8 protein-coding genes and 1 pseudogene are annotated in these 13,443 nt (G+C 46.8%); all 9 read right to left on the reverse strand.

The features are described from left to right. Nucleotides 1-280: 280 nt before the first annotated feature. The 9 genes and pseudogenes from ltrA to RFF05_RS08505 all read right to left on the reverse strand — a co-directional run bounded on the left by ltrA (nt 281) and on the right by RFF05_RS08505 (nt 13,396). A complete protein-coding gene (ltrA, locus tag RFF05_RS08465) occupies nt 281-2,107 on the reverse strand; it encodes a group II intron reverse transcriptase/maturase (RefSeq protein WP_409967717.1) in 1,827 nt (608 codons plus the stop codon). 738 nt (nt 2,108-2,845) lie between these two features. Then, nucleotides 2,846-3,133, reverse strand: a complete 288-nt coding sequence (locus RFF05_RS08470; RefSeq protein ID WP_409969917.1) for a hypothetical protein — start codon at nt 3,131-3,133, stop codon at nt 2,846-2,848. Between the two features lie 92 nt (nt 3,134-3,225). Continuing rightward, a pseudogene (locus tag RFF05_RS08475) lies at nt 3,226-3,501 on the reverse strand (nucleotidyl transferase AbiEii/AbiGii toxin family protein); the annotation flags it as partial. Further along, nucleotides 3,498-4,091: a type IV toxin-antitoxin system AbiEi family antitoxin domain-containing protein gene (locus tag RFF05_RS08480; RefSeq protein ID WP_409969918.1), complete on the reverse strand. Its 594-nt coding sequence runs from the start codon at nt 4,089-4,091 to the stop codon at nt 3,498-3,500. The gene RFF05_RS08480 and the pseudogene RFF05_RS08475, both read right to left, overlap by 4 nt. Nucleotides 4,092-4,239: 148 nt before the next feature. Then, complete coding sequence (locus tag RFF05_RS08485) at nt 4,240-10,164, reverse strand: SpaA isopeptide-forming pilin-related protein (RefSeq protein WP_409969919.1); 5,925 nt, start codon at nt 10,162-10,164, stop codon at nt 4,240-4,242. A 70-nt stretch (nt 10,165-10,234) separates the two neighbouring features. Then, nucleotides 10,235-11,113 carry a stalk domain-containing protein gene (locus RFF05_RS08490; protein ID WP_409969920.1) on the reverse strand — a complete coding sequence of 293 codons (879 nt, stop codon included), beginning with the start codon at nt 11,111-11,113 and terminating at the stop codon, nt 10,235-10,237. A gap of 115 nt (nt 11,114-11,228) precedes the next feature. Beyond that, complete coding sequence (locus tag RFF05_RS08495) at nt 11,229-12,008, reverse strand: sortase (RefSeq protein WP_409969921.1); 780 nt, start codon at nt 12,006-12,008, stop codon at nt 11,229-11,231. After that, nucleotides 11,998-12,999, reverse strand: coding sequence for a hypothetical protein (locus tag RFF05_RS08500; protein WP_409969922.1), 1,002 nt, complete (start codon nt 12,997-12,999; stop codon nt 11,998-12,000). The genes RFF05_RS08495 and RFF05_RS08500 overlap by 11 nt, the downstream gene beginning before the upstream one ends. 73 nt (nt 13,000-13,072) lie before the next feature. Further along, nucleotides 13,073-13,396, reverse strand: a complete 324-nt coding sequence (locus tag RFF05_RS08505) for a hypothetical protein (protein ID WP_409969923.1) — start codon at nt 13,394-13,396, stop codon at nt 13,073-13,075. Nucleotides 13,397-13,443: the final 47 nt, after the last annotated feature.

Here is a 13,443-nt window from a genome sequence, read left to right on the forward strand (position 1 = left end):
CAACATATTTTTGTTAATTGTACTTAAGTTTTGTCTAGTGTATAGAATTATTGTCAGCTATCATTAAGGTGTCAGTGTGGCAAGACCGCTGAACAGTGGCGCAACGTAGGCGATGAAGGCGCCAATGCCGTTGATGATGGCCCATGCAATCCAGATGCGCTTCAATAGTGATAGGTAATCCTTTGAAGTTATACCCGAAAGGGCACACGTCTCCAGATTTTCCCCCACTCCGCACCGTGCGTGCGACTTTCACCGCACACGGCGCTCCATCGAGCATAATTTATGAGTTCAATTCACAATTTCCAACTAAGACACGAAGTTTATTTAGCTTCTCCAAAGATTGTTTATCAAGATTTAGTCTTATCAAATACTTAGCTATGGTTTCAAGTGTCGTTGCATGTATCAATTTATGTACCTGCTCCGTCACCATAATGAGATTTTTGTATTCATCCGTACCACCAAGGTGTTTGGGCTTTTTATGATGGATTTCCACGTTTCCAATTTGGAGTAATTCACCTGTTACACCACACATACCACGTTGTCCCACATAGAGGGAAAGGCGGTTATCATGCCACTGTGTCCCACTATCTTGCGTGGGGTATGTCATGAAGTACCGTAGCATTGTAAGGTCGATGGTTGTTAGGTTTTCGTGGATAAATGCTCTGCCTTCAGGCGTATAATCACACTTTCGCTGATTAAATCCCAATGGCGGACGGGTACGGATGTGGGATATGGGAAACAGTGCGATTTTTCGCACGAATATGACTTTGCCCCCATATCTACCATAATATCTGAGAAAGACTTTAGTTTTAGTTCCTTTGGATGTCGCTATCTTTTGGGTTCGATTGTACAGACACTTTTTGAGGTTGTAGGCAATGTCAGCAAAGTTGCGGCTTACCTCTGTGGCACAGCCGTAATAATTGTGCATTCCCAATACGATGGCATTATAATTCCAAATAGTCTGCAAGCCTTGTGAGTATTGCAGTTCTTTGATAGCATCACGCATGGTATTGGTACACTTTGTCACGGCTTTATCACGCATTTGTGATTTTGTGACCCATTTTTCACCCTTTTTATGAAGCTTGATTTTAATGCCTAGAAAATCCGAATAGCATCGTTTTAGGTTGACCACCTTTGACTTTTCTTCGCTGATTTCCAACTTCAGTCGTTCCCATAGCCACTGCTTTGTGGCGTGGAATAACTTGTCCGCTTCACTTCTGGTGCGACACATTAGTTTGAAATCGTCGGCATATCGGACGATGAAAACCTCTTTTAATCCCGTTTTCTTCAACGCTTGAAATTTGTGGCTTGTCTGGGTAAAGGATTTGCGTGTGGGATGGGTTTCCCATTGACTGCTAATCCACCAATCCAATTCATTGAGCACCACATTTGCTAAAAGTGGACTGAGGATGCCGCCTTGGGGAATGCCCTTTTGCGGTATCCCTATGCCCTGTATTTCTGTCTTCAGCATTTTGCCGAGGATACAAAGTAGGGTTTTATCTCGTATGCCCATGCTCCAAAGTTGTTTCATCAGTTTGGCATGGTCAACGTTGTCGAAAAAGCCACGGATGTCAATGTCCACTGCATAGGGTAGTTTCGCCACATTCATTAAGAACATGACCCTTGCTATGGCGTGGTGGGTACTGCGGTTCGGACGAAATCCGTAGCTGTGTTTATGGAACTTTGCTTCACAAATAGGTTCTAGTACCTGTTTGATGCACTGTTGAATGAGCCTGTCCTCGATGGTTGGAATACCTAGTGGTCGCTTTTTCCCATTGTCCTTTTCTATCTCCACCCTGCGTACTGCATGGGGGTGGAAGTCATTCAGTCGTCCATTGACATAGTGTGTCAATTCTTGTGGCGATAGATTTCCTATATGGGCAATGGTGTGACCATTTACCCCTTTTGTCCGACTTCCCTTGTTTTGCTTGATATTGCGATAGGCAAGTTGGATATTTTGCTCTGATAGGATAAGAGGTAATAGGTCTGAAAAAGTTTTGCCCTTTTGGGCATTGGCATATAAATCATCGAATACTTGCTGAGTGTTGTAATACTCGTTGTTACGAAGTGTCTGCTTCTTTTTGTGTTTGGTGTCTGTTGTTGTCACAGGTCGGCGTTCCTCCTTAATTTTAGGGAAGTATAGCCTCTATTAGTCGTACTCGAACCCTGTGTGTTTCTCGTGTTTCTACTGTGATTGATTTCATATTTCATGTTCGACTTGTGCCTATCCCTCCACTATGTTTCCATAGTTTCATCGGTACTGTGGCACTACTCTCACTGATATAAAGACAAGTTATATGCAATGCACTTTCCTTGTCACCACATCAAGGGGGTATGGCCCTCCGTGTCATCAGCTTTCCACGTTCCAGTCATCTTATCTGTACATCTACTTTTAGGTGCTTACCTTTAGGCCTGTTCGTCAGAAATTATCCATACCGCCTATAACGGTATAGGGTCGTTCGCAACTGGCAACTCTACTAAACCCCGACGAACCTTACATTGCTGTAATGTTGGCTTTTCAGCCAATTCACTGGTATAGACCCGTACATTCGGCAGTTCGTCATTTGCTTTTCGCAAAATTCTCACCATGAGTAGTTTATAGACTCCCGACCTATCCACCGCACCCGTCACCTCTGACGGGGTTGCCTCACCTTAACGTGTTAGGGCAGTGTTCAGCCGACTTTATCGGGCTTACAACCACATTGTGCCAACCACAATGTCGCTGTCCGAAGTATCAGAGCAAGCGTTTCAGGGCGTTACCCCTTCATTCCACCTGTCAGATGACCAGTTCTCCTAAATGGAGAACGATTTTGCACGTTCTCTTTTTAGTGCCTAACCTTTTCAGTTAGGAACGTGTCGCACACCAATCCCATGCCTGGTCAACCTTGTGTTGGTTGTTGGAAAGCTTGGCACCCACCACAGCCACGGCGGACATGAGGCCAGCCAAAACGGTACTGATGCCTGCGATTTTAGTGTAAACATCTACGATGATGGTGTTGGCCACGGTCCACATATCGTCCACGGCGAAGGCGTGGGTGGTGAGCAGCATGACCATCAATATCAGCATCATCATACTTGTATAGTGCCGGGCCAGTTTAGGACACAGCTCGACGATGTGCATTTTAAAGTTCAAAGTGATTTCCTCCTTGCGTTTTATAATAAAGGTAGAGGAACGGTCAAGCCGTCCCTCTACCTTTTTTGCTTATGGTCAAATTTCAGATACACAATAACCTCTGTGGTAATATGTTTAGCCTGATCGATGCCTAGTGTCGTAGCTTTAATAGTTGCATCCATATCCATCGTGGAACGAGCGTCGATACCCACCATGGCAGCCACTAACATTCCGCCCTTGAGAATGAATTTGTCTTGATAAGCGGATAGGGACACACGCTCTAAAAAGCGTTCCATCATATAATTACGGAGGAGGATTTGCGCATCAGCCTGTTTCTCCTTGGCCAAGTTGCGAATTAGGTCTTTTAGTTGCCGAGAAGTCTCAATCATAAGAGCACCTCCAAATAGGGTTGTAAGATTTTTTCCACTCGCAACGCCTTTGCATAATGAGTCAGTTGTCGCAAGTTTTTATCCTTGTGCTTTACATAGGCCCTTAGGGCATTTTGGATGGTCTGAATTTCCATTCCATTGCGACTGCGAAGCACATCACAGATAGTGCGTTCCATGTCATAACAGGGTACCATATGACCAAAGTTTGTCTCCATCTGGGTTAATCCCATAGCATGTAGCTCAGATTTAATAGAGTAGACCTTAATACCATCGGCGGTAAGTTTAGATGGGTTGTAACCAGTTTTCACAGTGACGGTGTATTGCAACGGTTCCCTATCTGCTAGGTCGTGGAAGTAAAGAGCGGTTTCATGGGAGAACACCGCCTGCGTGGAACGTAGATGCAAGAAATATAGACTGTCTGCCCACGCTTCTGGTGCAAGATAAATACCGTGAGCCACCTGTTCAAACTCATTGGTTTTAATAAAGTCATAAAAACTCTTTTTGGCAACACCCAGTTTCAGCGCTTGGGCAGTTTGGAGCACACCTTTGTTTTGCTCTGCAAGTGTATGGAGTTGATTTGCGCTTAACATCAGAATTCACATCCTTTCGTGCTGATATTATAACATATATTAGCACGAAAGTAAACGGTGATTATCTGCACGGAAAAATAAACACCAAAATTTCTCTGTAGAAAGGTCTGTTTCAGGTAATTCCTATTCTGAAACAGACCTTTTTTGCTTAGTAGCCTGTCTGGGGCAATGTCACCACAGGGTATAGATTGCGGACAATGGTAATCCAGTAGGCTTCACGAGAAATCCATGTGCCATTGTATTGCCCTCCCACATCTGCACGATTGATGATGTTGTAACCTGTCACCGTATTGGGGTTGACCGATACAGACAACGTGGGCTGTGTCACTGATTGGAAGCCAGCGGGGACAGTCCCAAAATCGAAGTAAATGTCCGTTACAACCTCACCGCTCATCAGGGGGATGGTATTGAGGGCGAAGCTGTAATTGTTGGTGGTGAGCAGATTACTGGCCAGCACACGGTAGTCATTGTAATTGGTCTTGTAGAGTACCTGATAGTACATAAATTGATTGTAGGTGCCAGTGGTGAGGGTAGTTGCAGTGGTCACATCCGTAGGAATGCGGTCGTGCCAGTAGAAGTTATCCAGTGCCACATTGGAAGTATTGGCAACAGTGAAATTGTAGCTCATGGTGGCCCCTGCCAGCACCTCCGAGATACCAGTCTTGGTGATGGACACGTCTAGGGTGGCGCTACTATTGTAGGCCGCCAACTTGATGATTTGTCCCTCGTATTCCAGTGTCACATCGAAGGTTTCGCTAGAGAGCTGATAGTACGCAGGCGCAGACACTTCCTTAATGATATAACGACCAAGGGGCAGGGGGTCAGAGGCCGCCACGCCACGGGCATCGGTGGTGATGTAGCCCACCACGGTGCCACTCTTGTAGTTGGAGATTTCATAGGTAGCACCAGACAGTGCCGTGCCTGCTGCGGCACCAGTCACTTGGTTGTACTCACTAGAGTATTTGGTGATTTGAATCTGCCCAAGAATGGCGGTGTTTTCCCATGTGACCTCAGAGCTGCTACCGTAACGGACATAGATGGTTTTGTACTCGTCATCACGGATATAGCCTTCAGGGGCTTCAATCTCACGGAGCTTGTACCGCCCATCGTCCACACCGTCGATGTAGACATAACCACGGTGGTCACTCATATACTCACCGATGGGATTGTCGTTGCTGTCATAGAGCACAAAAATAGCGCCGTACAAGCCTTCGCCGGTGTCAGCATCCACCTTGCGGATGACGATGTTGGACTCCTTGTGGTTAGTGATTTTCAGGGTGGCTGTCTCGCCATCCGTTACCTCAACATTGTATGGGGTGGTGTCGAGAATATAGCCACTGGCCGCTTTGGTTTCAGTTACTGTGTACCAGCCACTATCCAGCTCAGAAATATAGATGGTGCCGTTTGAGTTGGTGGTGTAATAGCCGATGAGTTCGCCATTCATCTTTCGCACTTCAAACTCCACACCCTTAATGCGGTCGCCGTCGTCCTCATCCGTTTTGATGATAGTCAGCCCACCGATGGGGGTGTTTTCAAAGGTTAAAGTTTGGGTGTCGTCTTCATAAATGCGGACGGTTTGGGAGGTGGAATCAAGCACATACCCATCTGGGGCTGTTACCTCAGTGACGATGTAGGTATCTGGGTCAAGGTCTATGATATGGATTTGTCCGTAGGCATCGGTGGTGTAGAGGCCGTTGCTGGAAACAGTACCGCCGTAATTTGCAACGTAGCTGCCATTGCTAGTGGTTACTTTGAACACCGCACCAGACAGGGCTTCGCCAGTCACGCTGTCTAGTTTCTGGATAATCAATCCACCAGTGGGGTCATTGTAGAACGTCAAATTGTGGGTCTCACCGTAAATCAACTTAATTGTTTGAGGTGTGCCGTCCAGCACATAGCCATCTGGTGCGGTGACTTCCTGCACCACATAGGTATCCGTAGCCAGATTGGGGATATGGATTGTGCCTGTTGCATCGGTGGTGTAATAGCCGTTTCCGTTGCCAACCACGGTGCCATCATCAGTGGTCACTTTGAATACGGCATCAGCCAGTGGCTCGCCAGTAGAGCTATCCAGTTTGGTGATGATGAGGCCGCTGTCGGGCTGGTTGGCAAATTCGATGCTCACCACATCTTGGTCATTTCCAGACAGATAGACTGTTTCAATGGTGATGTCCATGATATAGCCATCGGGTGCCTTGGTTTCTTCAACGACATAGGTGCCAGCTTCGAGGCCAGTAATTACGATTGTACCGTTAGAAGATGTGGTGTAGTTACCAATGATGGTGCCACCTGTTCCAGAAGTGCCCGCAAGATAGCGTACTTGGAATGTGGCACCCTGCAACACTTCACCTGTGGTGGCATCTACCTTTTTGATAACGAGAGCACTTAGGGGGATGTTTTCAAAGGTCATGGTTGCGTTTTCATTGCCGCCTAAATAAAGTTCTTGTGTCAGTGGCTCTTTGAGGGAGTAGCCATCGGCTGGCTCTAGTTCCGTGACCGTATACCACCCTTCATCCAAAGCTAACAACTCAAATTGACCATTTGCATCCGTATAATAGGTACCAAGGTTTTGTTCTTCGCCAGTGGTTGTCTTGCTGGACTGATAGGTGACAGAGAACAGTGCGCCCAGAATGGGATCGCCAGTAATGCTGTCGATTTTATTGACAGTTAGTGTTGGCTGGCGGTCATTCTCAAAGTCGAGAGTGTAGAGGAAGATGTTATCATCCATAGCGACTTCTACCGTCTGGGGAGTGTCATTTAACACATACCCATAGATAGTGTCCACCTCAGTAACAGTGTATGTGCCAACTTCCAAATCTTCAATCAAGATTTCGCCGTTGGCATCCGTTTTGAATGTGCCAATACTGGTGGTATCTCGCTTGACTTCAAATGTCACACCCTCCAGAGGGGTACCATCGAGGCTGTCAGCTTTGGTGATTAACAGGTCAGAACGTGGCACGTTGATGAACACAAAGGGCGTCAGCGACTGCCCGTAATACATTTGGGCTTGCTGGGTGTCGATTTCTGCATCATGGTATCCGTCTGGTGATTGGGTCTCGGTGACGTAGACAGTCCAACCATCGTTGTCCGCATTGCCAAGATAGCCACCATACTGGTCGTAGGTAATCGTAAATTGACCGTTTTCGTCGGTGGTAAAGCTACCCACATAAGTGGCATCAATGGTCACGCTGAAGGTGGCTCCCTCTAGCAATTCGTTGGTGGTGGAGCTGCGCTTTTCGACGATGATAGCTGGATAGGCCGCATTGGTAAAGGTAAAGGAGCAAAGTTTCTGCCCCAAAATCATCTCGTTTGACAAGGAGGTAATATCGCTCATCAAGTAGCCATCGGGGGCGGACAGCTCTGTGGCTGTCACTGTCCAACTGGTTTTACTCTGGTCAAGATAAATGCCATAGTCCTCGTAGGTCAGTGTAATCAATCCATTTTCGTCAGTTACGAAAGAGCCCAAAGAAGCGGTATCAATCCGCACTTCAAACACAGCACCAGCGATAGGTTGGTTATCGTTGCTAGAGTCCAGTTTTTCAATCTGGATGGTGGGGGCTTCGTAATTGGAAAACTCAAAGCTGACTAGCCCTTGGTTGCGATTTAACACTGCCGTCTGGACGTTATTAGCATTGAGCAAATAACCCGATGGGGCACGGATTTCTTCTACTTCAACGACCCATTCATTATCGGCAGTGACACCCAAATATTCGTAGTAATCAGCGTAAGAAATGAGGATTTTGCCATCGGAGCCAGTGGTGAAGTAACCCATCACCTGTGTGTCAATGCTGACTTTGAATAACGAGCCAGCCAACGCACGATTGGTGTCCTCGTCAGACTTGTAAATCTCAATCTGGGGGTAGCTGTAATTTCCAAAAACATAGGATGCCACGGTCTGCCCACGGACGACTGTTAACTCCTGTTCGTAAACATCGCTGACGCTATACCCAGACGGCGCAGCTGTTTCGATGACTTTAATCACCCAGCTGTTGGCGGTCAAATCAAGATGATTTCCATAGTCGTTATAATTCAAAGAAACAATGCCGTCGTTGTCAGAGTAATAGGTGCCAATCTGCACGCCGTCAATATAGACCGCAAATTCTGCGCCAGCCAAGGGTAGGCCAGTAGCAGAGTCAATTTTCGCAATTTGGATTTCTGGAATGGGGTCATTGACAAACTCAATGGTGGAAAGCGTTTGTCCTTTTTGGATTTCAGCAGTGACTACGTTGGTGTCACTCATCAAATAGCCCTCTGGGGCCTGTACTTCCGTCACAGTGACAGTCCAACTGTTATTGCTGCTGTTCAAAAAGGCGCCATACTGGGCATAGCTGATAGTCGCCACGCCGATGGAATTTGTGGTGACTTGCCCGATACTGGTGCTGTCGAGTTTGACGTCAAAAATAGCACCAGACAGCCCCAAACCAGTGGGGTCGGACTTGCGAATCTGAATGTCTGGATAGGTGTAGTTGATCATGGACAGATAATAGGTGTCGATGGAGGTGTCCTCCACATCCACATACACGCCGACGTAAGGATTGTTAGACATGACATATCCACTGGGGGCGGCAACCTCTTTAAAGATGTAGTAGCCCGTTTCCAAATCATCGAGAATGATGGTGCCTGCAGTTTCGGTGGCAATTAAAGTGCCGTCTTTGTAAATTTCAAAGGTGCCACCATTGATAACACTACCGCCCTCATCAATCTTAGTGAATTTAATGGTGTTTTTCTTGGGATTTTCATAGACAAATTGCCCAGCATTGTTTTGTTCCCACTGCTCTGTGTCGGTGTTCCAAATGCGCTCAAAGGTGATGGTTTCAACAGGTGCATCGGACAGTTCGTAGCCAGTAGGGGGAGAAGTTTCGGTGATGGTGTAGGTGCCCACTTCGATGTAGTTGTCCTCGGAGCTATCGAGCCACTGGAGTTCAATCACACCGTCCTCGTTGGTCACAAGGTCGTAGGTTAGGCTACTTTCAACTTCTTTCAAACGGAAGGTGGCACCAGATAGAGGTTCCCCAGTGGCTTCGTCCAGTTTGAGGATGATATACTCGGTGGGGATTTCGATTTTGCTATTGGTAATAGCGGTACCACCATTGACCCACGCCGCAGTAGCGGCTGTGCTGTTGGTACTGCTGTCTACCTGTACGGTGTAAGTCTGCCCAGACAGCGAATACCCTGATGGTGCTTTGGTTTCCACCACGGTCAAGGTAGCAGAGGTTTCGTTGATTCTAATTTCGCTTGATACGCCGTAGCCACTGGCATTGGTACTAAAAGTAGTTTGATACGCTCCATTATAATACACATCAAATTCTGCGTTGGCCAGTGCTAAACCTGATTCATCCGTTTTATTCAGTTGCACATAGACAGGATATGTATCTTCTGTTGTGGTGTTTTCTTCAGCAATCAACAATGACTGCATGGCATTGTTGTTGGGGCTGTATCGGTACAGCGTCCAGTCTCCGTAAACCCCAGCGTTATAATTGGCAACAATGGAATTCAAATCAGAACGAATGGAGTCTCGGTAATCTTCGTAATCGGTGCCATCACCAGACCAAAATTGGTTTTGGACGGCAATCCGTTCCTCTACCAACTTTTCAATCTGGGTCGTGTTGGTGGGGTCGGTGAGCACCCCTGCTTCTGCCATCCAAACGGCAGCAGACACCCAAGCGTGGGTGATTTTCAGCAAATCCGCATCCCACCCCCAGTTACGGTCAGCGTATAGCATATAGATGTAGAACGGTGCCACCGCATAGTTGGAAACCACGCTGTCTAGCGAATAGACCGTGCTACTAGACAGCTCATTACCGTGGTCAAGGCACATGGCAAAGCTGGTGACACTTTCACCATCATAGGTGTAAGTGGTGGAAATATTGCGGACATTGATAGAGTACCCCAAAGAGGGAGACGAGTAGGAGCCCAGCGTGTCGCTGGCTTCATTGAATGTAACCTTCACATTGGTTGGCTCCGTGGATGCCGCCAGTGCCGTCAGTTGCATGGATGGCATTAACCCTAATACAAGGGCGAATGTCAGAAACCATGCCATCAAACGATGAGAATGTTGCTTGATTTGGGTCATAAGATTTCTCCTTTGGTTTGAATTTGGATAAGAAAAGAAGCCCAATCCCGAAGGATTAGACTTCTTTTGCTTAATAATAGGAATAAATGATGGTATCTGGATAGTTGTATTCAAAGCTTTGAATGTTGGTGGATGCGTCACCTGTTTTTCCGCCTACATTGCCGTCAATATAGTCAAGCATATAGTAGGTGCCAGAAGTGACAGTTTGGACGCTTTGTCCCGCCACCACAATCCAGTGGCCGTTGCCTGTGCTATTATTTTTCAGATAGACAATATCACCAGCTTTGGCAAGGGATAGGTCGGTGTGGGTGGTGACTGGCGAGCAGGCGGTGCCATAGAGCAAATCACGGCACATCCATGCAAAACTATTGCACCCACCACCATTTCGGTACACATAAAAGTCACCGTTTGTGCCGTCACCCCAAGAAGTGCCATCGGGGAAGATGTCTAGGATTTCGTCAATCACAGCTAGAATGTTGGTTTCGGTGATGGCTTCACCGTTGGCCAAGCAATCGGAATAGGTGGTGTTGTCGATGGAAATGGTGTACTTGTCTTTGGCAGCAGTGCTAGAAGTTTGGGTGACGGTGAGCATTTCTTCCACCGTGGTATTGGTGGTAGCTGGTGCCACTTCACCCAAGTCGTCAGCGATGTAAGGACTTGTACTGTCGATGTCCACTCGACTTTCATCGTAGTTCCAGCTGACATTGAACCCCACTGCCTCGCCAACGTCCCTAAGCTTCACATAGTTGTTGCCGTTGATAGAGTACGCTGTCATCTCTACTTGTTCGCCATCTACGAAGATGGGTTGGGTGGAGAGGGTGGCCATGACTTCTGTTGCGTAGACATAGCCTGCAATGGATAAGTTCATACCCACAAGTACACCAGCGCCAAATGTAATACCTGATTGCACCTTCCGCAACACACCATAAATAGAGCCCATATAAAACATAAAAAAATCTCCTTTCAAAGTTGTTTGTAGCCACAGCATAAACCGTAAGGAAGTCCTTGTCAAAGGTTTATTTTATATGCGTATGCCACTACTTTGATGTTACAACTTTTTAGCTTTATAATTCCGTCGCAATGACACACCAACGATAATTTGAGTCATTTTCGACACAAGTAATTAAAGTGATTCTATTGTCGGATGTGGCGGTCAAATCACTCCAATCGGTGTTGGAAATCATGGATACGGAAATAACGCCATAAGTCCGTGTGCCAAGGTCTGTGGTGTACACAATTTTGTCGCCTAGCTCCAAATCTTTGATGTCACCAATGACCACAGAGCTGCCGCGGTTGTGCCCGCAAATACCTACATTTCCATTCCACGCAGAGGTGGAAGAAATATGCCCCACGCTATTAGACATGGTTTCGTTGGGCTTCACGCTGGCATACACATCAATGGCAGGAATGGAGAGGGTGCCCAAGGTGCCATTGCTACGAAGAATATCATCAGCATCGGTGAATTGGGTTGTTTGGACTGTGGTGGTATAGGTTGGGGTTGTATATGTGTAGTCATAAGAATAGCTATAGCTACTGCTGGTGGTGATGGTGGCGAAAGATGTGCTGGCATAGGAAATGCCAAAGCTTGAAGTGGCCTTGTCTAACACCCCAGTGCTAGTAGCACTGATGGAGCCGTAAGTCATGGTAGATATGTCAAAGTCTGATACATTTACACCACCATATTGATATTCAGCGCCATAGATATCCTCATAAAGGGTGCTAGAGTAAAAGTCGGCTTGCGCTACACCAGCTATCTGATAGTCAATGGCGCCAACTGGTATGGCTAGAAGCATTGCCAATGCCAGACCTGCCACAACAAAACGTTGTAAGCGATTAGCTTTCATGGACTTCGTCCTCGCTTTCCTGGTCAGTCAGTTCTTGTTCCTCTGCCAGTCTGAGATTTCTGCGGCGCAGGAGAAAAACAGCCAGTGCAACAACAAGAATGACAGCGATGATTCCGACAATGACAAATGGATTTTGCAAGGTGTTCAAAACGGTTTGCCCCAGTGTGCTTTCGTTGCTAGACTCTGGCGAAACTTCTTCACCTACATAGGTGATGGTGTAGGTGATGCTATCCACTTGGTCGCGAATTACCTCACCCTCGTATGTTGCCGTGGTCAAATATCCAGTGGCAGCACTGTAAGAGGATTTTGCGGTGTAAGTAGCAACCGCCATGTACTGAGAGGGCACCAGTGCATCGCCAACAAGAGATGTCGCTTGCACCTGCCATGTGACGCCAGCTAAACTGAGGGTTTTTCCGTCCTTGATGGTGGTGCTGGGCACATAAGACATATCATTGGTGGGCAAGTTGCCAATTTCTTTGGTCTCGCTGACGGTATAGCTTTTGCTGGTGTAGCCAGCGGCCTCGGTGACAATAGAAGTGTGGTCTAATGACAATGTTCCTGCGTAGCCGTTAGCTGCGTAGTCGATGGTGGGGGATAGCAACGCCAACACAGCCTCTAAATCCTTGCTGTCAGACTCCACTACAACCACTTCGGTCTGTTTTACGGCATCTTCGGTGCGTAGTTCTTCTTTGATAATGGTGGCATAGGTGTAAGTGTAGCCCTCATAGTCAAAGGAGTCGGAGATCAATTCGTAGGGGTCTTGGTCTGGAGTGACGGTGTAAGTCTGGATATACTGCTGGGTGCCGTTGAGATTTTGGACGGTCACGTCCGTGGGGATTTCTGCGGCCATGGCTGTACCACTTAAGGCGAGCATGGTGGCCAGTGCAATGATGGCTTTTTTCATGTGGGAATAGTCCTTTCCTTTTTCAAAATTACAATGAGCGCCACTGCGCCCAATGTTGCGAGGATGATGGGAATCGGTTTCATACAATGTTCTCCTTTTTTCATTTCATATTTTGCAACCACAGTCTAAAGATGATGTGGAAATACATTCAAATACAACATCATGAATGTGGGTTGTCATATGACTCGCCTGGAACCAATGTGGTTAGTGCATGGGGCGTTTTATCTAGCTTTTTTCGTACTCTATCAGCTCTTTCCAGTGCAGTTACAGTATCACGAGGACATTGCTTGATAAAATAACTCAAGATGATATAGTCATTTCCTTTCTGCATGAAAATGACCCGAACAAGGACCTTGCTCTTAATTCGCAGTTCAATGAGCCCTTTGTATCGCCGATCGGTGAAAAACTTGAAATAAGGTTCATGTAAACTGCCATGTAGTCTGTATTTGAGTTCGCCTAATTTTGTCACGAGTTTACATTGCAATTCAGTGGGTTGTTTCCACTAAAATAAAAGTACCGAAAAAGGGCGCG

This window comes from Bengtsoniella intestinalis (assembly GCF_039719005.1).
In the GTDB taxonomy this organism is placed as follows: domain Bacteria; phylum Bacillota; class Clostridia; order Oscillospirales; family Oscillospiraceae; genus Oscillibacter; species Oscillibacter intestinalis.